The 19,453-nt window shown below is 75.1% G+C and carries 15 protein-coding genes, 1 tRNA gene and 1 pseudogene; 11 read left to right on the forward strand and 6 right to left on the reverse strand.

What is annotated here, in order from left to right:
• A pseudogene (locus MCM47_RS08760) lies at positions 1–350 on the forward strand (ATPase); the annotation flags it as partial.
• Positions 351–481: 131 nt separating this feature from the next.
• Positions 482–1,648, forward strand: a complete 1,167-nt coding sequence (locus tag MCM47_RS08765) for an ArsA family ATPase (RefSeq protein ID WP_238861331.1) — start codon at positions 482–484, stop codon at positions 1,646–1,648.
• Between the two features lie 154 nt (positions 1,649–1,802).
• Here MCM47_RS08765 and MCM47_RS08770 read toward each other — a convergent pair whose 3' ends face one another.
• Positions 1,803–2,126: a WhiB family transcriptional regulator gene (locus tag MCM47_RS08770; protein ID WP_030240986.1), complete on the reverse strand. Its 324-nt coding sequence runs from the start codon at positions 2,124–2,126 to the stop codon at positions 1,803–1,805.
• Positions 2,127–2,549: 423 nt separating this feature from the next.
• Between MCM47_RS08770 and MCM47_RS08775 the strand changes: the two genes are divergently transcribed.
• The gene (locus MCM47_RS08775; RefSeq protein ID WP_238860065.1) at positions 2,550–4,892 is read left to right on the forward strand and encodes a transglycosylase domain-containing protein; all 2,343 of its coding nucleotides are present in this window, start codon (positions 2,550–2,552) and stop codon (positions 4,890–4,892) included.
• Positions 4,893–5,041: 149 nt separating this feature from the next.
• Here MCM47_RS08775 and MCM47_RS08780 read toward each other — a convergent pair whose 3' ends face one another.
• The gene (locus MCM47_RS08780) at positions 5,042–5,497 is read right to left on the reverse strand and encodes a GatB/YqeY domain-containing protein (RefSeq protein WP_238860066.1); all 456 of its coding nucleotides are present in this window, start codon (positions 5,495–5,497) and stop codon (positions 5,042–5,044) included.
• A gap of 147 nt (positions 5,498–5,644) precedes the next feature.
• Here MCM47_RS08780 and MCM47_RS08785 point away from each other — a divergent pair, with 147 nt between their 5' ends.
• From MCM47_RS08785 to MCM47_RS08800, 4 genes are all read left to right on the forward strand, one after another.
• Entirely contained in the window at positions 5,645–6,253 is a 609-nt protein-coding gene (locus tag MCM47_RS08785; protein WP_238860067.1) for an ABATE domain-containing protein, read from the forward strand.
• Between the two features lie 5 nt (positions 6,254–6,258).
• Positions 6,259–6,774 (forward strand): SRPBCC domain-containing protein, encoded by a 516-nt coding sequence (locus MCM47_RS08790; RefSeq protein WP_308222303.1) that lies wholly within the window; start codon positions 6,259–6,261, stop codon positions 6,772–6,774.
• 184 nt (positions 6,775–6,958) lie between these two features.
• Entirely contained in the window at positions 6,959–7,900 is a 942-nt protein-coding gene (locus MCM47_RS08795) for a metallophosphoesterase (RefSeq protein ID WP_238860068.1), read from the forward strand.
• 100 nt (positions 7,901–8,000) lie between these two features.
• Positions 8,001–8,074: transfer RNA gene (locus tag MCM47_RS08800), tRNA-Pro, on the forward strand.
• Positions 8,075–8,540: 466 nt separating this feature from the next.
• Here MCM47_RS08800 and MCM47_RS08805 read toward each other — a convergent pair.
• Complete coding sequence (locus tag MCM47_RS08805; protein WP_238860069.1) at positions 8,541–11,369, reverse strand: AAA family ATPase; 2,829 nt, start codon at positions 11,367–11,369, stop codon at positions 8,541–8,543.
• 220 nt (positions 11,370–11,589) lie between these two features.
• On the opposite strand from MCM47_RS08805, the gene MCM47_RS08810 reads away from it, so the two are divergent.
• The 4 genes from MCM47_RS08810 (at position 11,590) to MCM47_RS08825 (ending at position 16,378) form a co-directional block, all read left to right on the forward strand.
• Entirely contained in the window at positions 11,590–11,967 is a 378-nt protein-coding gene (locus MCM47_RS08810) for a nuclear transport factor 2 family protein (protein WP_238860070.1), read from the forward strand.
• A gap of 80 nt (positions 11,968–12,047) precedes the next feature.
• Positions 12,048–13,565, forward strand: coding sequence for an MFS transporter (locus MCM47_RS08815; RefSeq protein WP_238860071.1), 1,518 nt, complete (start codon positions 12,048–12,050; stop codon positions 13,563–13,565).
• Positions 13,566–13,733: 168 nt separating this feature from the next.
• Positions 13,734–15,671: a prolyl oligopeptidase family serine peptidase gene (locus MCM47_RS08820; RefSeq protein ID WP_238860072.1), complete on the forward strand. Its 1,938-nt coding sequence runs from the start codon at positions 13,734–13,736 to the stop codon at positions 15,669–15,671.
• Positions 15,668–16,378 (forward strand): hypothetical protein, encoded by a 711-nt coding sequence (locus tag MCM47_RS08825; protein ID WP_238860074.1) that lies wholly within the window; start codon positions 15,668–15,670, stop codon positions 16,376–16,378. The genes MCM47_RS08820 and MCM47_RS08825 overlap by 4 nt, the downstream gene beginning before the upstream one ends.
• An 11-nt stretch (positions 16,379–16,389) precedes the next feature.
• Here the strand turns inward: MCM47_RS08825 and MCM47_RS08830 are convergent, their stop codons facing one another.
• The 3 genes from MCM47_RS08830 to MCM47_RS08840 all read right to left on the reverse strand — a co-directional run bounded on the left by MCM47_RS08830 (position 16,390) and on the right by MCM47_RS08840 (position 19,385).
• Positions 16,390–17,178, reverse strand: a complete 789-nt coding sequence (locus MCM47_RS08830; RefSeq protein WP_238860076.1) for an SURF1 family protein — start codon at positions 17,176–17,178, stop codon at positions 16,390–16,392.
• A gap of 286 nt (positions 17,179–17,464) precedes the next feature.
• Positions 17,465–18,847 (reverse strand): hypothetical protein, encoded by a 1,383-nt coding sequence (locus tag MCM47_RS08835; RefSeq protein ID WP_238860077.1) that lies wholly within the window; start codon positions 18,845–18,847, stop codon positions 17,465–17,467.
• A complete protein-coding gene (locus MCM47_RS08840; protein WP_238860080.1) occupies positions 18,840–19,385 on the reverse strand; it encodes a SigE family RNA polymerase sigma factor in 546 nt (181 codons plus the stop codon). The genes MCM47_RS08835 and MCM47_RS08840 overlap by 8 nt, the downstream gene beginning before the upstream one ends.
• Positions 19,386–19,453: the final 68 nt, after the last annotated feature.

The raw sequence follows: 19,453 nt of genomic DNA on the forward strand, positions 1-19,453 counted from the left end.
TGGGCGGGGTCATGGTGAACATGGTCCGGCCCCCGGTCCTGGACGCCGCGGCGGTGGCGGCGGTCGACGGCGACCACCGCGAGCAGGTCGCGCTCGCCCTCGGCGAGGCGGGCCTCGGCGGGCGCTCGCGCAAGGCGGAGACCGTCCGGGCGGCGGTGGACCCGCTGATCGACCCGCTGCTGGACCAGGCCCGGGAGCACGCGGAGCGGGTGGAACTGGAGCGCGAGCAGCGCGCCGACCTGCAGCAGCTGAAGCTCCCCACGTACGAACTCCCGCTGCTGGGCGAGGGTGTCGACCTCGGCGGGCTGTACCGGCTGGCGGGCGAGCTGAAGCGTCAGGGGGCGGCGTGAGCGACCACGGCGTGGGCCACCACGGCGCGAGCGACCGCGGTGAGAGCGGTGGCCGGGCGGCCGGCCGCAGGCAGAGCGGTGGCCGCGGGAGCGGTGGCCGGGAGAACGGCGGTCAGGGGAGCAGTGGCCGGGTGAACGGCGTGCGGGGCACGGGGAGCCGGCTCGCGGTGGACGAGCTGATCGACGACCCGAGGACCAGGATCATCGTCTGCTGCGGCTCGGGAGGCGTCGGCAAGACCACCACCGCCGCGGCGCTCGGGCTGCGCGCCGCCGAGCGCGGCCGCAAGGTCGTCGTGCTGACGATCGACCCGGCCCGCCGGCTCGCGCAGTCGATGGGTCTGACCGAGCTGGACAACACCCCGCGGGTGGTCAAGGGCGTGACCGGCGAGGGCGAGCTCCAGGCCATGATGCTCGACATGAAGCGGACCTTCGACGAGGTCGTGCTGGCCCACGCCGAGCCGGAGCGGGCCCGAGCGATCATGGAGAACCCGTTCTACCAGTCGCTGTCGGCCGGTTTCGCCGGCACCCAGGAGTACATGGCGATGGAGAAGCTCGGCCAGCTCCGGGCGGCCGAGGAGTGGGACCTCATCATCGTCGACACCCCGCCGTCCCGCTCGGCGCTGGACTTCCTGGACGCGCCGAACCGGCTCGGGTCCTTCCTGGACGGCAAGGTGATCCGGATCCTGACCGCGCCGGCCAAGGTCGGCGGGCGCAGCGCGATGAAGTTCCTCAACGTCGGGATGGGGCTGTTCACCGGCACCCTGGGCAAGATCTTCGGCGCCCAGCTGCTGACCGACGTGCAGACCTTCGTCAGCGCGATGGACTCGATGTTCGGCGGCTTCCGCGAGCGCGCGGACCGGACGTACCAGCTGCTCAAGGCGCCCGGCACGGCGTTCCTGGTGGTGGCCGCGCCCGAGCGGGACGCGTTGCGGGAGGCGGCGTACTTCGTCGACCGGCTGGCGGCCGACCGCATGCCGCTGGCCGGGCTGGTGCTCAACCGGGTGCACGGGACGGGCGCTCCCCAGCTCACCGCGGAGCGCGCGCTGGCGGCGGCCGAGGCCCTGGAGGAGAACGGCTCGGAGAACTCCTCCCCCGAGGCCGAGCTGCTCGCGGCCGGGCTGCTGCGGCTGCACGCCGAGCGGATGCAGATCATGGCGCGGGAGCGCCGTACCCGTGACCGCTTCGTCTCCGTCTACCCGGACGTGCCGATCGTCGAGGTCGCCGCGCTCCCCGGGGACGTCCACGACCTGGACGGGCTGCGGGCCATCGGCGAGCGGCTCAGCGGAGGCGCTTCGTAGCGGCGGCGCCGCGCCGTGACGCCCGGTCGGGCGCGCGGGGCGGAGTCGGCTCGGCCGGTGACGGCTCCGGCCGTGGCGGACCGGCTCGTCGTGGCCCGGCCCGTGGTGGCCCGGCTCATCGGGGCCCGGCCCGTGGTGGCCCGCCCGTGGCGGCTCAGCCGGCCTGGGCGTAGTCCGTCAGTATCACGCCGGTCGCGAGGGACTCCTCGTACTCGGTGCGGGCCGTCTCCAGCAGCCGCCGCCACGAGATCACCGTCGGCCGGCGGCGCAGCAGCGCCCGGCGCTCGCGCTCCGTCATCCCGCCCCAGACCCCGAACTCCACCCGGTTGTCCAGCGCATCCGCCAGGCACTCCGTACGGACGGGGCATCCACTGCACACCGCCTTGGCGCGGTTCTGCGCCGCCCCCTGGACGAAAAGTTCGTCCGGATCACTAGTGCGGCAGGCGGCCTGCGCACTCCAGTCGTCTACCCAGCCCATGCCGGCGCCGTCCTCTCCCGAATCGAGGCTCCCCCACGGCGGCAACGGCATATTCACCGTTGCCAGTTGAGGACGTTACGGAAGAACGACAGCTTGCAACAGCCCCTTCGGGCTCAATCTCGAATGGTCCGATTGGACTATGGGTATCGGCCAGCTCACTCGTTGGAGTGATCGCAGGTCGCAAGCCTTGCCAAGGGCGCCGAAGAAACTGTACCCACGCGCGTCGTCACGGAGCGCCACCAAAACCAGCCGCACCACGGGCGGCAGTGGCCTCAAAAGTGCTTCAGAAAGGGGCAATTCGGGCAAACCTCATCACTCACAAGAGTGAGCGATGTTGACGTACCGAAGCTGTCGCAAGCTTGTGACAAGCCTAGGCGAACACCTGCTCCGCCGGAGGGGATTCGGCAACGTAGGGTTCTCCTCATGGCACCGAAGCGCCCCCAGGCACCCCAGCCCCCAGGCAACACCGGAGCTCCGCGCGGCAAGCGCCGCGAGTCACCGCTGGACTTCGCGGGACACGGAGTGAAGTTCCTGGGTGTCAGCGTGCTCTCCGGAGTCCTGCTGGCCGGCATGGCCCTGCCTGCGGTGGGCGCGCTCGGCCTGACCGCCAAGAACACCGCGGAGAGCTTCGACAGCATCTCCGACGACTTCAAGACCCCGCCGCTCACTCAGGCGACCCAGATCTTCGACAGCAAGAACCAGCTGATCGCCAAGGTCTACGAGCGCGACCGCACCGTCCTCGCGGCCGACCAGATGTCGCCCTACATGCGCAAGGCGCAGGTGGACATCGAGGACGCCCGCTTCTACGAGCACGGCGCCGTCGACCTCAAGGGCGTGCTCCGCGCGATCGGCAAGAACGCGGAGAGCGGCACCGCGTCCCAGGGCGCCTCGACGCTGACCCAGCAGTACGTGAAGAACGTCAACGTGGAGAAGGCCGGCGACGACCAGGCCGCCGTCCTGGAGGCCCAGCGCAAGACCCTGGGCCGCAAGATCCAGGAGCTGAAGGTCGCGATCAAGCTGGAGGAGGACCTGACCAAGGACCAGATCCTCACCAACTACCTGAACATCACCTTCTACGGTCACCAGGCCTACGGGGTCGAGGCCGCCTCCCAGCGCTACTTCAGCAAGTCCAACAAGGACCTCACCATCGCCGAGGCCGCCACCCTCGCCGGCCTGGTGCAGAACCCCTCCCAGTACGACCCGGTGCGCTACCCGGAGAACACGGTCAAGCGCCGCAACGTGGTGCTCGACAAGATGCTCGAGAACAAGCACATCACCGCGGAGGAGGCGAACGCGGCGAAGGCCGCCCCGCTGGGTCTGAAGTACAAGGACCCGCAGAACGGCTGCATCACCGCCAACGCCGGCATGGGCTTCTTCTGCGACTACGTGCGCCACGTGGTCAAGCAGGACCCGGTCTTCGGCAAGACCGCCGCCGAGCGGAAGAAGTTCTGGGACCAGGGCGGCCTGAACATCTACACCACCCTGGACCCGGACAAGCAGGCCGCCGCCCAGAACGCGGTGACCACCAAGGTGAAGGTCACCGACCCGGTCTCGGCCGCCGCGACCATGATGGAGCCCGGCAGCGGCAAGATCCTGGCGATGGCCCAGACCCGCCCGTACGGCCTGGACCAGAACAAGAACCAGACCGTCGTGAACCTCAACGTCGACGCTTCGATGGGCGGCGGCAACGGCTTCCAGACCGGTTCGACGTTCAAGCCGGTGCTGGCCGCGGCCGCGCTGGAGTCGGGGATGTCCCCGACCCAGTCGTTCCCGTCCGAGAACCGGATCGACTACCCCACGATGTCCACCTGCTCGGGCACCTGGAAGAACACCGCCAAGGGCAAGGACCGCAGCGTCGGCAACGAGTCGAGCAGCGAGGTCGGCCCGTACGAGCTGAAGCAGGCCATGGCGCTGTCGGTCAACACCTACTTCGTGCAGATGGAGCAGCAGGTCGGCCTCTGCGCGATGAAGCAGATGGCCAACAAGCTCGGCATCAACCAGACGGCCAAGGGCGACCCCTTCGTCGAGGTCCCGTCGATGGTCCTCGGCACCCTGGAGCTCTCCCCGCTGACCATGGCGAACGTCTACGCGACCTTCGCCGCCCGGGGCAAGTACTGCACCCCGATCGCCATCAACAAGATCACCACGGTGGACGGCAAGGACGTCAAGGTCCCGCAGTCGTCCTGCAGCCAGGCCTACTCCGAGAGCACCGCCGACGCGCTCAACGCCGTCCTGCTCAACGTGACCGAGAAGGGCACCGGTGCCTCCCTCGGACTGGAGGGTGGCCGCCAGATCGCCGGCAAGACCGGTACCACGGACGAGAAGAAGGCCGCCTGGTTCAGCGGCTACACCCCGCAGCTCGCCGCCTCGGTCTGGCTCGGCGGCCCGGCCGGCGGCGTGAAGATGAAGAACATCAAGATCGGCGACACCTACTACGGCAGCGACGGCGTCTTCGGCGCCACGGGCCCGGGCCCGATCTGGCAGATGGCGATGAACCAGGCACTGCGCGGCGCGCCGATGCAGACCCTGCCGACGATCAGCATCCCGGACCCGGCCCCCAAGCCGGACCCGAACGCGGCGCCGTCGGGCGCCCCCACGCCGCCGCCGAACGGCGACGCGGCGGGCGGGAACCCGGGCGGAGGCGGCAACCCTGGCGGGGGCGGGAACCCCGGCGGCATGATCGGCGGCGGGTTCACCCTCCCGCCGGGCATCATCGGCGGCGGTGGCGGCAACGGGAACGGCAACGGCGCCGGCGGCCGGCACTGACCGGCTGACGGCACCGACCGGCTGACGGTCCGGCCGGCTGACGGCACACGAGAGGGGCGCCCTCCGAGCGATCGGCTCGGGGGGCGCCCCTCCGTCGTGGTCCTCCGCCGCCCCGCCGGCGGCCGACGGGCCTGCGGCGCCGGGGCGTGTCAGCCGGAGAGCGCGGCCTTCACGGCGGCGGCGACCCGACCGCCCTCGGCCAGCCCGTCCACCTTCGGCTTCACCAGCTTCATCACGGCGCCCATGGCCTGCGGGCCGGTCGCGCCGCTCTCGGCGACGGCGGCGGCCACGATCGCCGCCAGCTCCTCGTCGGAGAGCTGCTTGGGCAGGTACTCCGCCAGCACCTCGCCCTCGGCCCGCTCACGGGCGGCCTGGTCGGTACGGCCCGCGGTGTCGAACGCGGCGGCGGCCTCCCGGCGCTTCTTCGCCTCGCGGGCGAGCACCTTCAGGACCTCGTCGTCCGCCAGCTCCCGCTTCTCCGTACCCGCCACCTCCTCGCTGGTGACGGCGGCGAGCGTGAGCCGGATGGTGGACGAGCGGAGCTCGTCCCGGTTCCTGATGGCAGCCGTGAGGTCCTCCTGCAGCTGCTCCTTGAGCGTCGTCATGGCCCCGAGTCTCCCACCTGCGGCGTTCGGCCGCCCACCATTAACGCCGGGGCCGGCGTTCCGCGACCCGGCCGCCCCGGCCGGGTCCCCCGCGGCCGCCTCTCGGCAGCCTTCCCCTCGGACCGGGTAACTATTTATAGTGGTTACATGACTGACGAGTGGACGCCGGGGCTGGTCCTGCACTCCCCCGAGGGCACGCGGTACCACTTCGACCCCGGGGCGCTCTGCCTGGAACTGCTCACCACCGGCGGGCCGGACGCGTACGCCCGGTACGAGGTGCTGCACCGGCCCGAGGACCTCGCGCAGTGGCTGCAGAAGTCCCGCCTGCGGCTGCCGGCCGGTGCGGTCGCCGTCAGCCCCGATGAGCTGGCCGCCGCGCGGACGCTGCGCGACGCGCTGTGGCGACTGGCCGCCGCGCGCGCCCACGGCAGGCGGGGCAGCGCAGAGGACCACGCCGTGCTCAACGGGGCCGCCGCCCCCCCGCCGCTGGTCCCGCAGATCGCGCCGGACGGTACGGCGGCACGGCCGCTGCCCGCCGACGGGGCCCAGCTCGTCTCGACCGTCGCCCGCGACGCCATCGCACTGCTCACCGGCCCGTCCGCGGACCGGGTCCGCGAGTGCGGCGCGGCGGACTGCTACCTGCTGTTCGTCGACACCTCGCGGCCCGGGCGGCGGCGCTGGTGCTCGATGGAGCGTTGCGGCAACCGCCACAAGGTCCGGGCGCTGCGGGCCCGGCGCGACCAGACCGAGGAGTGATCAGGATGCCCGGGCAACGACCGACTGCCGAGCCGGCGGAGCAGGCCGCACAGGGCGCCACGGAGGGCACCGCGGGCGGTGCCGCCGGGGGCGTTTCGGACGGCGCCGGCGAGCGGCCCGTCGGACTCACCAGGGACGCCGGCTTCCAGATCGGCGTCTCCCGCACGCTGCCGCACCCGCCGGCGGCCGTCTGGTCCCTGCTGACCTCGGCCGAGGGCGCCGCGCTCTGGCTCGGCCCGGGTGCCCGCCTCACCGAGCGGGTCGGCGCACGGATCACCACGGCCGACGGCTCGGACGGCGAACTGCGCAGCCACCACGCCGGATCCCGGATCCGCCTCAGCTGGCGGCCGGCCGGCCGGTCCGGCTCCACCACCGTGCAGGTGACCGTCACGCCGGGCGGTTCCGGCACCGTGCTCCGGTTCCACCAGGAGCGGCTGGCCGACCCGGAGGAACGCGCCCGGCAGCGGGAGCACTGGCGTGCGGTGATGGACGCCGTGGCCGCCGAGCTCGCCGCGCGCTGAGAGCAGGCCGGGGCTGCCCGGCGGGCGGCCCACGGGGGCGGCCCCCGCGGGCAGCCCGCGGGGGCGGCCCGCGGAGGCGCGCCCGGCCGGTGCGTCCGACCGGGGGCCCCGGGGGTGCGACGGCGTGTCCGGGCACGCCCACCAGGCGTTCACCAGCTGATCCGCCGTCTGAGAGCATGGAGCGATGCGACCGCTGTACTCCGTCCCCCTCGGAATCGCCGCCACCGGCGCCGCCTGCCTCGCCTACTCCGTCGGGTACGAGGTCCGTGCCTTCCGGCTCCGCCGGGTCGAGGTCCCCGTCCTGCCCCGGGGCGCCCGCCCCCTCCGGGTGCTCCAGGTCTCCGACATCCACATGGTCAGCGGACAGGGCAAGAAGCAGCGCTGGCTGCAGAGCCTCGCCGGGCTCCGCCCCGACCTGGTGGTGAACACCGGCGACAACCTCTCCGACCCGCTCGGCGTCCCCGCCACGCTGGACGCGCTCGGACCGCTGATGGACTTCCCCGGCGTGTACGTCTTCGGATCGAACGACTACTACGGACCGGCCCGCAAGAACCCGGCCCGCTACCTGCAGGCGATGCGCACCGGCGTCCACGGCATGAACAACCCCGACGGCACGGCGCGGCGCGGCATCACCGGCGCCGTGCACAACCCGTGGGAGAAGCTGCGGGACGGCTTCGACGCGGCCGGCTGGCTCGACCTCACCAACACCCGGGGCCGGCTGAACCTGGGCGGCCTCGACATCGAGTTCACCGGCCTGGACGACCCGCACATCCGCCGCGACCGCTACAGCGAGGTCGCCGGGGGCCCGTCCGCCGATGCCGACCTCTCGCTCGCCGTCGTGCACGCGCCGTACCTGCGCGTCCTGGACGCCTTCACCGCCGACCGCTACCCGCTGATCCTCGCCGGGCACACCCACGGCGGCCAGCTCTGCGTCCCCTTCTACGGCGCCCTGGTCACCAACTGCGACCTCGACGCCAAGCGGGTGAAGGGCCTCTCCACCCACCAGGCCGGCGGGCGCCGCTCCTACCTGCACGTCTCGGCCGGCTGCGGCACCAACCGCTACACCCCGATCCGGTTCGCCTGCCCGCCGGAGGCCACCCTCCTCACCCTCACCCCCGCCCGCTGACCTGCGACGGACGCCCGCCGGGAATCGGATTTCGTCTCTCGGCGAGCGTCCGGTAGAGTTCTACTCGTCGCGAAGGAGACGGAGCGACACAGAGAAAGACCGGGGTGTGGCGCAGCTTGGTAGCGCGCTTCGTTCGGGACGAAGAGGCCGTGGGTTCAAATCCCGCCACCCCGACCCAGTAGGACCAGCTCAGGGCCGGTCTCCCGCGAGGGAGACCGGCCCTGACTGGCTTTCCGGGGGGCTCCCGGGAGACAGCGGGGAGAAGCCCGCCGGGAAACCGGTCCCTGCCGGGCCGCCCCTGAGGAGTCCTCAGCAGGCATCGAGAAGCGCGACGGGCGACCCGGGCGACATCCGCCGGCGATCTTCGAGTGACGTGAGCCACATCCCGGCCAGTCCTTCCGCGACCTCCCCGCTACCGGCCGGTGGCGGCCGGTGGCGGCCGAGTGGAGCAACCGGGTGCCGAACAGCAACCGGGTGCCGAACCCGTCCGCCGCCGGTGCGCCGCATTCTCTGTGATCACCCTCTCGCGGTTGCGGTTGCACGACGCCCATGGCCCGGCCGGACCGGTCGGAGCTCCGGACCGCTCCGGGCGGACGCTCCCGGCTCCGCCCGACCGGCCGACCCGCCGACCCGGCGCCGCTCAGAGCAGCGCCGGCAGGTCCGCCCGCGAGGCCACGCCGAGCTTCGGGTAGGCCTTGTAGAGGTGGTGCCCCACCGTGCGGGGGCTGAGGAAGAGCTGGGCGGCGATGTCCCGGTTGGTGAGGCCCTGCGCGGCGAGCCGGACGATCTGGAGCTCCTGCGGAGTGAGCGCGGTGAGCACGCCCGCGGGGGCGTCCGCCGGGGCCGGCGCGCTGGTCCCGGTGGCCGTGAGCTCGGTGCGCGCGCGGTCCGCCCAGGGGTGGGCGCCGGCGGCCTCGAAGGCCTCCAGGGCGGCGCGCAGGTGCGGCCTGGCGTCGGTGCGGCGGCGCTCGCGCCGCAGCCACTCGCCGTAGAGCAGCGCGGTGCGGGCCTGTTCGAACGGGCGGTGGGTGCCGTCGTGGAGGTCGAGGGCGGCCCGGTAGGCGGACTCGGCGAGCTCGTCCGGGCCGAGCAGCGCCTGGCAGCGCAGCCGCAGCGCCTCGGCCCAGGGCAGCCCCGCCGCGCGGGCCCAGCGGGCGAACCGCTCGTACGGCTCGGCGGCGCGCTCCGGGGCGCCGAGACGGACGGCGGCCTCCACCAGGTCGGGGACGGCCCGGGTGCCGCTGACATGGTGCCGGTAGGGGCCGGTGGCGAGGGCGTGCAGCCGGTCGGCGGCGTCGCCGGCACGCCCCCGGCCGAGGTCGAGCAGGCCGAGCGCCCACTGCGTCCAGGGCTCCCCGGGTGCGGGTGCCGCGGTGCCGGCGGCCGCGCCGGTGAGGGCGGTCGCCGTCCGGGCGGTCGCGGCGAGCGCGGTGCACTGCGCGTCGTCGCCGCCGAGCGCGGCCAGGCAGGCGAGCAGCGCACTGAGCTGACTGACCCACTGGTGCTGCCCGGTGTCCCGGGCCAGGGCGAGCGCCTCGGTGGCGGTGACCTCGGCGTCGTGGTGCCGGCCGTGGAACAGCTCCGCCTCCGCGAGGAAGAACTGCAGCGTGGGCAGCACGCCGACGGCACCCTTGGTCCGGGCCTCGGCGACGAGCTCGACGGCGAGCTCGGCGGTCTCGGCGTCCCGTCCGAGGATCAGCGTCGCGCCGCAGAGCTGGACCAGGTCGGCCGGGGTGTCGGCGCCCGCCCGGCGGGCCGCCGCCGCGGTGTCCCGGACGGCCGGCAGCGCCCCGGCCGGACGGCCCAGGGCCGGGAGCACGGCGGCCGACAGGTGCCGGGCGAGCGGGGTGAGCGGATCGGCCGCGGCGAGCGGGAGCCGGGCGAGCCGGTCGAGGACGGCGACCACCGGTTCCTCCCCCGCGTACCAGGCGGCGTGGAAGGCCTGGAGCAGCATCCGGGCGGCGTGGGCCGGCTCGATGCCGGTCGCCGCCGCGTCCAGCAGCAGACGGTAGGCGGTGGGGTAGGAGCCGCGCCAGAAGTGCGCGGTGGCCCGGACCTGATCGAGCAGGGCGTGCGCGAAGACGCTGTCGGTCCGGGCGCCGGCCCGCTCCGCGAGCTCCTCGGCCTGCGCCAACTTGCCCTCTGCGGTCGCGGCTTCGGCGGCGAGGACGAGTCGGCGCGTGGCGGCGTCACGGTCCGGGGTGAGCCGGGCGGCGCGCTCGTACGCCGCCGCGGCGCCGCCGTGGCCGCCGCGGGCCTCGGCGCGGACGGCGGTGCGCTCCAGCGCGTCGGCGAGCTCCGTGTCGGGCGCGGTGGCGGCCAGGGCGAGGTGCCAGGTGCGGCGGTCGCCGTCCTCCAGCGCCTCGCCGATGGCACGATGGGCCGTCAGCCGCTGCTGCAGAGGAGCGCGTTGCAGCACGGCGGCGCGCAGCAGCGGGTGACGGAAGGCGATCCTGCGGTCCGCGCCGACCGCGACCAGGCCGGCCTCCTCCGCGGGTGCGAGGTGTTCTGCGGTCGCGCCGAGCGCCGCGGCGGCGGCCAGCACGACGTCGAGCTCGCCGTTCTCCTCGGCGGCGGCGACCAGCAGCAGGCTCTGCGTGGCGGGCGGCAGGCCGGTCACCTGGCCGTGGAAGGCGAGCTGCAGCCGGTTGGTGAGCGGCAGCACGCCGGGCGCCAGGGCGGGCCCGGTCGGGCCCGATCCGGCTACGGCGGCGGGCAGTTCGGTGAGCGCCAGCGGGTTACCGGCCGCCTCGGCGAGCAGCCGGCGGCGCACCTCCCCGCTCACCCCCGAGCCGGCGCGCGCGTCCAGCAGCCGGGCGGCGTCCGGCTCGGCGAGCCCGGCCAGTCGCAGCTCGGGCAGGCCGGCCAGCGGCAGCGCGTCGGTCCCGGTCGCGCCTGCCGGGGCCGGCAGGGCGCTGCCGTCCGCACCCGGCGGGGCCGCCGGGCCGGCGTCCCGCACGGCGAGCAGCAGGGCGACGCCCTCCACCCGGAGCCGCCGGGCGGCGAGCACCAGCGCGTCCAGCGAGGGGCGGTCGAGCCACTGCACGTCATCGACCACGCACAACAGCGGCTGTTCGGAGGCGAGTTCGGCCAGCAGTCCGAGCGTGGCGAGCCCGGCGAGCAACCGGTCGCCGGGCGCCGCCGCACCGGCCGGCGCCTCGGCTAGCCCGAACGCACCGGCCAGGGAGCGCTGTTGCGGGTCGGGCAGCGCGGAGAGCCGGTCCAGCCCGGGCGCGAGCAGCAGGCTGAGCGCGGCGAAGGGCAGCTCGGCCTCGTACTCGATGCCGGTCGCGCGGATCACCCGGAACGCGCCGCCGGCCACCGCCACCGCGTGCTCCAGCAGCGCGGTCTTGCCGATCCCTGGTTCGCCCCGCACCACCAGCACTCCGCTGCGGCCGCTCCGCGCGCCGTCCAACAGCTCTTCGACGACTGCCTGTTCGCGTTCCCGCCCGTACAGCATCCCCGGCATCCCCCGTGTCCTCCGCCCCTCCCGCACCGGTGACCACCGGTGCCCCGGCGGCAACACCCGCGCCTCCGGCGACCCTACCCGCGGCCTGCCGGCGCCGTACCGGTTCGACGTACGTACCCCCTACCCATACGTGACGGATTCGGCCGCCGCGCGCCGTCCGTACCTTCATGAGCAGCGGGAACGACCCGCCGAACGAACCAGCCACACAAGGGAGAAGACGATGACCGAGACCCGGACGACCGACCTGCAGCAGCTCGCCGAGCGCTACCTCGCCGCCTGGAACGAGACCGACCCGGCCGCCCGCCGCAAGCTGATCGACGAGGTCTGGGCGGAGGACTGCCGCTACACCGACCCGCTGGCCGCGGTCACCGGCCGGGACGGCGTGGACGCGCTGATCGGCGCGGCCCAGGCGCAGTTCCCCGGCCTGGCGTTCACCCTCGGCCCGGTGGACGCGCACCACGACATCGCCCGGTTCACCTGGAACCTCGGGCCGGCCGACGGGGAGGCCCTGGTGGTCGGGTTCGACGTGCTGGTGGCCGACCAGGAGGGCCGCATCACCGCCGTCCACGGCTTCCTGGACCGCGTGCCGGGCGCCTGAGCCACCGAGCGCGCGCAGCAGCGTGCAGGGGCGGGCCGCACCGCGCCCGCCCCTCCGAACCCCTCCGAGGAGTAGCCGAGATGAGCACCGACCTGCACCCCGCGCCGGCCACCTCGCGCGGCGCCGCGCCGGCCGAACCGGTCGAGCACGTCGAACACGTCGAACACGTCCAGCACGTCGAGTCCGTCCAGCACGTCCGGCACGTCGAGTCCGCTCCCCGGGGGCTGCTGCCGGTCGTCCTGACCGCCACCTTCATGACCTCCCTGGACGTCTTCGTGGTCAACGTCGCCGTCCCGTCCCTCCAGACCGGGCTCGGGGCCGGACCGGCCGTCGTGCAGTGGGTGATCGCCGGGTTCGGCCTGGCGCTGGCCGTCGGCCTGATCACCGCCGGCCGCCTCGGCGACCGTTACGGCCGGCGCCGGGTGTTCGGCCTCGGCCTGGCCCTGTTCACACTCGCCTCGGCCGGCTGCGGGCTGGCCCCCACCGCGGCCGCCCTGGTCGGCGCACGGGTCGCCCAGGGGCTGGCGGCGGCGCTGATGGGCCCGCAGGTGCTGGCCATCCTGCGGACGGCGTTCAGCGGCGCCGCGCAGGCCAAGGCGTTCGCGATGTACGGGCTCACCATGGGCGTCGGCGCAGTGTTCGGCCAGCTCATCGGCGGTGTGCTGATCCGCGCCGACCTCTTCGGGCTGGACTGGCGCAGCTGCTTCCTGATCAACCTTCCGGTCGGCCTGGCCGCGCTCGCCCTGGTCCGCCGCTGCCTGCCGGAGTCCCGCGCCCCGCACCGGCCCGGCCTGGACCCGGTGGGCGTGCTGCTGGTCACCGCGGCGCTGACCGGCCTCGTCCTGCCGCTGATCCAGGGCCGGGAGCTGGGCTGGCCGCTCTGGACCCGCCTCTGTGCCGCCGGCTCGGCCGTGCTGCTCGCCGTCTTCGCCGTGCACCAGCACCGGACCCGCGCCACCGGCTCGCCGCTGGTGGACACCCGGCTGTTCCGGTCCCGCGCGTTCACCGCCGGGCTCTTCGCCCAGCTCGCCTTCTGGCTCGGCCAGGCGTCGTTCTTCCTGGTACTGGCCCTGTACCTGCAGCCGGGCCGCGGGCTGGACGCGCTCGGCGCCGGCCTGGTCTTCACCGCGATCGGCGTCGGCTACCTGCTGACCTCCACCACCGCGCACCGCGTCGCCGCCCGGCTGGGGCGCCGGACCGTCGCGCTCGGCGGGCTGCTGATGGCGGCCGGGCTGGGCCTGCTCTGCCTCGCCGCGTACGGCGGCGGCACGACCGGCAGCGTCTGGTGGCTGGCGCCCGGCCTGTTCGTGGACGGCCTCGGCATGGGCCTGGTGATCGCCCCGGTGACCGCGGTGGTGCTGGCCGCGGTCGAGCCGACGCTGGCCGGCTCGGCCGCGGGCGTGGTGGCCACCGTCCAGCAGGTCGGCGGGGCGCTCGGGATCGCGCTGATCGGCATCCTCTACTACGGCGCCGGCGATCCGGTGGCCGCCTTCGGGCACAGCGTCGCGGCGCTGGCGGGGCTGGAGCTGGTGCTGGTGGGCCTGGTGCAGCTGCTCCCCGGCGGACCGGCTGACCAGGCTGACCGGCTGACCGGCTGAGCCGCCGGGCCGGCGGGCTGACGGCGAGCTGACGGGCCCACCGGCCGGCCGGTCGGCGCGTCTTCGCGGACCGGACGGGCGCAGGCGGGCGGGGACGCACAGGGCGGGTGGGCTCACGGGCCCACCCGCCCGTTCCGTTCGGTCACCCCGATCGGGTTGGATGGATGGATGAGCGAGGAGAAGAGCGCCGTACCGGCGTGGGAGCAGCGGTTCAGGGCGGCACGGGTTTCCCTGCCGGACTGGGCGGACGACGCCCCCGACCGGGCGCTGTATGTGTCCAACGCGACCGGCACCTACGAGGTGTACGCCTGGGACCGCGCCACCGACACCCACCGCCGGGTCACCGGCCGCCCGAACGGCACCACCGACGCCGAGCTGACCCCGGACGGCGCGTGGGTCTGGTGGTTCGACGACAACGACGGCGACGAGTTCGGCATCTGGCGCCGCCAGCCCTTCGAGGGCCGGCCGGAGGGCGCCGACGGCCCGGACGAGGAGGCCGTCCCCGGGCTGGCCGCCTCCTACTCGGCGGGCCTGGCACTCGGCCGGGACGGCACCGTGGTGGTCGGCCGCTCCACCGACGAGCACGGCACCACCCTGCACCTGCGCCGCCCCGGCGCGACCGAGGCCGAGGAGATCTACCGGCACGAGGAGTACGGCGGGGTCGGCGACCTCAGCTACGACAGCACGCTGCTGGCGATCGACCACACCGAGCACGGCGACGCGATGCACTCGGCGATCCGGGTCGTCCGGCTCTCCGACGGCGCGACCGTCGCGGAGCTCGACGAGGTCACCGGCCGGGACGAGCCGCGCGGGGTCGCCTGCCTCGGCTTCGCCCCGGTCGAGGGCGACACCCGGCTGCTGGTGGCGCACCAGCGCACCGGCCGCTGGGAACCGATGATCTGGGACGTCGCCACCGGCGCCGAGACCGCGCTGCCGCTCCGCGACGAGCAAGGCCGCGAGCTGCCCGGCGACGTCTCCGCGCAGTGGCGGCCCGGGGCGGCCGCCCTGCTGGTCGAGCACGAGTACGAGGCGCGCAGCGAGCTGTTCTCGTACGCGCTGGACACGGGCGTGCTCACCCGGTTGGACACCCCGCGCGGCACCGTCGGCGGTGCGACCGCCCGCCCGGACGGCACGGTGGAGTTCCTCTGGTCCTCCGCCGCGGAGCCGTCCGCCGTCCGCTCCACGGCCGGCACGGTGGTGCTGCGCGCACCCGGCGCCGTCCCGCCCGGTTCGGTGCCGGTCGAGGACGTGTGGGTGGACGGCCCCGGCGGGCGGGTGCACGCGCTGGTGCAGCGGCCGGCGGGCGCCGGGGAGGGCGACGGCCCGTTCCCGACCGTCTTCGACATCCACGGCGGTCCGACCCACCACGACAGCGACGCCTTCGCCGCCGGCCCGGCCGCCTGGCTGGACCACGGCTTCGCGGTGGTCCGGGTCAACTACCGCGGCTCCACCGGCTACGGCCAGGCCTGGACGGACGCCCTGCGCGAGCGGGTCGGCCTGATCGAGCTGGAGGACATCGGCGCGGTCCGCGACTGGGCGGTGGCGAGCGGCCTCGCCGACCCCGGGCGGCTGGTGCTCACCGGCGGCTCGTGGGGCGGCTACCTGACGCTGCTCGGCCTCGGCGTCCAGCCGGAGAGCTGGTCGCTGGGGGTCGCCGCCGTCCCGGTCGCGGACTACCTCACCGCGTACGAGGACGAGATGGAGGCGCTGAAGTCGCTCGACCGGACGCTCTTCGGCGGCACGCCGGAGGAGGTGCCCGAGCGCTGGACGGCCTCCTCCCCGCTGACCTACGTCGAGCAGGTCCGGGTGCCGGTCTACATCAGCGCCGGGGTGAACGACCCGCGCTGCCCGATCCGGCAGATCGAGAACTACGTCGAGCGGCTGGAGCAGCTGGGCAAGCCGCACGAGGTCTACCGGTACGACGCCGGGCACGGCTCGCTGGTGGTGGAGGAGCGGATCAAGCAGCTGCGGCTGGAGATCGACTTCGTCCGACGGCACCTGGGTGCGGGCGCCGTCGGCGAGAATCGGGCCGACGGGACCGTGGGGGCCCCGGGTGCCGCGGTGGCCTCGGGGGCCGTTGCGGGGAGAGACGGGGGGACCGGGTGAGACGGCTGCTGGCGGTCGTGGGGGCGGGGGTGGCCGGGGCGTTGGTGCTGACCGGCTGCTCGGGCCAGGACGACGACGAGGTGGCCTGCCCGCCGCCGTCGGCCGTGCCGTCCGCACAGCCGACGGCACAGCCGACCGCGACGGCGTCGCGGTCGGCTTCGCCGCCGGCGAAGGCTTCGCCCGCGGCGTCGGGCGGCGCGACCCGCGTCGGTGCCCCGGGCGTCGGTTCCGCGAGTGCCGGGACTGCGGGTGCCGGGACTGCGGGTGTCGGTGCCGCGGGCGTCGGGACGGCGGCGGCGGGCGGCCTCGCGGTGCGGGCGGCCTTCGTCACGGCGGAGTCCGGTGAGGGCGGGGGCGGGACCGTCCTGCTCGCCAAGTCCGGGTCGAAGAGCAGCTCGAAGGGCTCGAAGAGCTCCAAGAGCGGCCGCAAGGTGCGCCACCACGCCGACCACGACTCGGACGACGACGACTACAGCGGGAGCAGCGACAACAGCGGCGGGCGGCGGTGCGACGACCCGCCGGCCGGCCCGTCGGCCACGGCGACGGTCCCGCCGAAGCCGCCCACGCCGTCCGCGTCGTCGCCCTCGCCGGCGGCTGCCGCCTCGGCTCCCGCCTCGGCACCGGGTGCACCGGCCAAGTCGCCGTCGGCCCCGGCGCCCGCGGCACCGCCCGCGTCGCCCGCCGGTGCGGGGGCGCCCACCCGCTGAGGCGGGGGCGGTTACTCCAGGACCGGGTCCAGTCCGAGGGCCCGGTCCTGCTCGGCCTCCGCCTCGCGGCGCGCCAGGCGGAACCACATGAACACGACGAAGCCGCCGAAGACGAACCACTCCAGGGTGTACCCGAGGTTCTGGAACGCCCGCAGGCTCAGGCCGTTGCCGCCCTGCGGCTGCACGGTCGGCACCGCGGTCAGCCCGGCCGGCACGGTGTCCGCGGCGACCCAGCCGTCGTACCAGCCGTCGTAGGACAGCTTGTTGACCAGCGCGGCCTGGTTGATCGTGCCGAGCTGCCCCGCCGGGAGGCCGCCGGCCACCGCACCACCGCTGCCGCTGGTCTCGCCCGCCTGGAGCCGCCCGGTCACCGTCACCTCGCCGGCGGGTGCCGAGACGGCGGAAGCCCCGGCGGCCGGTTCACCCGGCGCCCAGCCCCGGACGACGGCGACGGTGCGGCCGTCACCGGTCCGCAGCGGGGTGAGCACGTAGTAGCCCTGCCTGCCGTCGAGCACCCGGTTGGGGACGACCAGCTGGTGCTCCTGGTCGAAGGTGCCGGAGACCGTCACGGCCCGGCCGACGGTGTCCGTGGTGACCTGCGGGCGAGCGTCGTCGAGCAGGTCGCCGAGCGGCCTGGCCGCTCCGGCGTCGGTCACCGACCTGCTGATCTCCTGGTGCGAGGAGACCTTGTCCTCGAACCGGCCGAGCTGCCAGGAGCCGAGCCAGACGCACACCGCCACGGCCGCCACGGCCAGCGCGGTGCCGCCAAGCCAGCGCGGGGTGAGGAGGAACCGGTACACACCCCCCACGGTAACCACTCCTCACACCGCTCCCGACCACAGGGGGTGGGCGACAGCACGGGAAGTCGGCCCGTCCCGCTTCCGGTGGAGGGCAGGGCGCCGAGAGCGCCGGGGGCGTCCACCCGCCGGCTCACCCGGCCGGCCGACGGGCACCGGGCCGTCAGAGCGCCGAGCCTTCGATCAGACGAGCCGTCCGGCCGCTCGACCGCACGGTCGCACGGCCGCACGGTCGCACGGCCGCTCCGGACCGCCGGAAGTCGGCCCGTCCGACTTCCGGCGCGCGGGCTCAGCCGCCCGAGGGGGATGCCGACGGCGTCGCGGCGGTCGGGGGCGGGAGGGGCTGCGGGCCGGTGCGGTAGACCGTGCCGGAGCAGGCGCCGAGGAGGGTCGCCGTGGCCGCGGACGGGCTGCCGGGCGCCGGGGTGTGCGCGATGGTGACGGCGGCCGGAGGCGTGCTCGGCGCGGCGGTCGCGGTCGCGGTCGGGCTCGCGACCGTGGTGGGACGGGCTGTCGGCGAGCCGGAGCCCGCGCCGCCTCCCGCCGTGGGTCCGGCCGACGGTCCCCCCGCGGGGGCCATGGCCGCCGAGCCGCTGCCCGGCCCGCCGGACCGCGCACTCGACGAGGTGCCCGCGCTTCCCGCGTCTGCCCCGCCCCCCGCGAGGCCCGGGTTGCCCGCCACCGACCGGCCGGCGACGCCCGGCGACGCGCTGGGCGAGGCGCCGGCCGAGGAGGGGCAGCCGGCGGCGTCCGGCACCCAGCCGAAGTCCACCCGGTACCCGGCCCGCGGCACGAGGAGCAGACCCTGGCCGTCCACGGCCGCACCGCCGCCGTCGCCCGCGGCGGAGGTCGGCCCCGGTGCGGGCAGTCCGGACGCCGGATCCCCGGCCACGTGGTCGGTCACCCTGATCCGGGCGGGGTCGGTGCCGGCGGTCTCGGTGACGGTGACCGAGCCCGGCCCGCCCAACCGGCAGGCCCGACCGGAGACGTTGACGACCGTGAAGTACCCGTAGATCCGTCCGGCGCCGTCGGCCGCGCCGACCTGCGAGGCGCCGCGCCCCAGATCTCCGCGGATGCAGAGCGGCACCAGGGGGCCGCCGTCGCTGCCGGCGCCGGACGGCGTGACCGGCGCGGTCGCGCCCGGGACGGCGTCGGTGGTGCTCGCCCAGGGGCTGGGCGAGGCGCTGGCGGAGCCGGACGGGATGCCGACGGTGCCGGTCCCGCTCACCCCCGGGTGCGGGCTGGAACCGTGGCCCCCGGCGGTGCCGGGCCCGGCACCGTCGTCGTCGTGGTCCGCGGCCGTCCCGCCGTGTGCGGTGGGCGAGCCGGGCCCGCCGGAGAGCCCCAGGTGGTCGGGATCGTGCAGGGCGGGCAGGGCGATGGCGAGCGCGAGGGCGAGCGCGGCGGCCCCGGTCAGGGCCCCGCGCCGGGCGGCCCGCCGCCTCGGTACGGCGGTCCGGATCCGCTGCAGACCGGAGGGGTCGGGCTCGATCTCGGCCACGGCGCGCTGCATCAGCTCCCGCAGTGTCCGTTCCTCCGTGCCCGGTCCGCCGGCCGGGGCGCCGGGGCCGCCCGGTGCGCCGGCCGCCGTGCCCGGCCCGCCGGCGTGCGCGCCCCCGGCGCCCCCGGCGTCGCCGGCGGCCCGCCACGGACCGATCCGATCGTCAGCCATGCCCGGCCTCCATCTGGACCCGGAGTGCGGCGAGTCCGCGCGAGCCGTACGCCTTCACCGAGCCGAGCGAGATCCCCAGGGTGTCCGCGACCTGCGCCTCCGTCATGTCCACGAAGTAACGCAGCACCAGAACCTCCCGCTGACGGCGTTGCAGACCCCGCAGCGCGGCCTTCAACTGGTCACGCTCCAGGGCATCGTAGGCCCCTTCTTCTGCACTGGCCATGTCAGGCATCGGCTTCGGCAGCAGACGCAACCCGAGGATCCGGCGGCGCAGGGTGGAGCGGGACAGGTTGACCACGGTCTGCCGGAGGTAGGCGAGCGTCTTCTCGGGCTCGCGCACCCGGCGCCGGGCCGCGTGGACCCGGATGAACGCCTCCTGGACCACGTCCTCGCAGGTCGAGAGGTCGTCGAGGAGCAGTGCCGCGAGCCGCAGCAGGGAGCGGTAGTGGGCCTGGTAGGTCTCGGTGAGCAGATCCTCGCTGGCGCCGACGCCGGTGTCCGCGCCGGGATCCGCCGCGCCGGGTGCGACCGCGGTCATCTGGCTGTCTTCCGGCCTATCCGAGGGCCGATGGGTGCGCGGCGGGAAGGTCACCGCGGCCACCGCCG

It is taken from the genome of Kitasatospora sp. A2-31, from assembly GCF_022288725.1.
Classification (GTDB): domain Bacteria; phylum Actinomycetota; class Actinomycetes; order Streptomycetales; family Streptomycetaceae; genus Kitasatospora.

What these genes read in the sequence shown, in the direction of transcription:
- MCM47_RS08770 (WP_030240986.1), bottom strand. Translation starts at nt 2,126, where the DNA reads ATGGGCTGGGTAGACGACTGGAGTGCGCAGGCCGCCTGCCGCACTAGT.
- MCM47_RS08775 (WP_238860065.1), top strand. Translation starts at nt 2,550, where the DNA reads ATGGCACCGAAGCGCCCCCAGGCACCCCAGCCCCCAGGCAACACCGGA.
- MCM47_RS08780 (WP_238860066.1), bottom strand. Translation starts at nt 5,497, where the DNA reads ATGACGACGCTCAAGGAGCAGCTGCAGGAGGACCTCACGGCTGCCATC.
- MCM47_RS08785 (WP_238860067.1), top strand. Translation starts at nt 5,645, where the DNA reads ATGACTGACGAGTGGACGCCGGGGCTGGTCCTGCACTCCCCCGAGGGC.
- MCM47_RS08790 (WP_308222303.1), top strand. Translation starts at nt 6,259, where the DNA reads ATGCCCGGGCAACGACCGACTGCCGAGCCGGCGGAGCAGGCCGCACAG.
- MCM47_RS08795 (WP_238860068.1), top strand. Translation starts at nt 6,959, where the DNA reads ATGCGACCGCTGTACTCCGTCCCCCTCGGAATCGCCGCCACCGGCGCC.
- MCM47_RS08805 (WP_238860069.1), bottom strand. Translation starts at nt 11,369, where the DNA reads ATGCCGGGGATGCTGTACGGGCGGGAACGCGAACAGGCAGTCGTCGAA.
- MCM47_RS08810 (WP_238860070.1), top strand. Translation starts at nt 11,590, where the DNA reads ATGACCGAGACCCGGACGACCGACCTGCAGCAGCTCGCCGAGCGCTAC.
- MCM47_RS08815 (WP_238860071.1), top strand. Translation starts at nt 12,048, where the DNA reads ATGAGCACCGACCTGCACCCCGCGCCGGCCACCTCGCGCGGCGCCGCG.
- MCM47_RS08820 (WP_238860072.1), top strand. Translation starts at nt 13,734, where the DNA reads ATGAGCGAGGAGAAGAGCGCCGTACCGGCGTGGGAGCAGCGGTTCAGG.
- MCM47_RS08835 (WP_238860077.1), bottom strand. Translation starts at nt 18,847, where the DNA reads ATGGCTGACGATCGGATCGGTCCGTGGCGGGCCGCCGGCGACGCCGGG.
- MCM47_RS08840 (WP_238860080.1), bottom strand. Translation starts at nt 19,385, where the DNA reads ATGACCGCGGTCGCACCCGGCGCGGCGGATCCCGGCGCGGACACCGGC.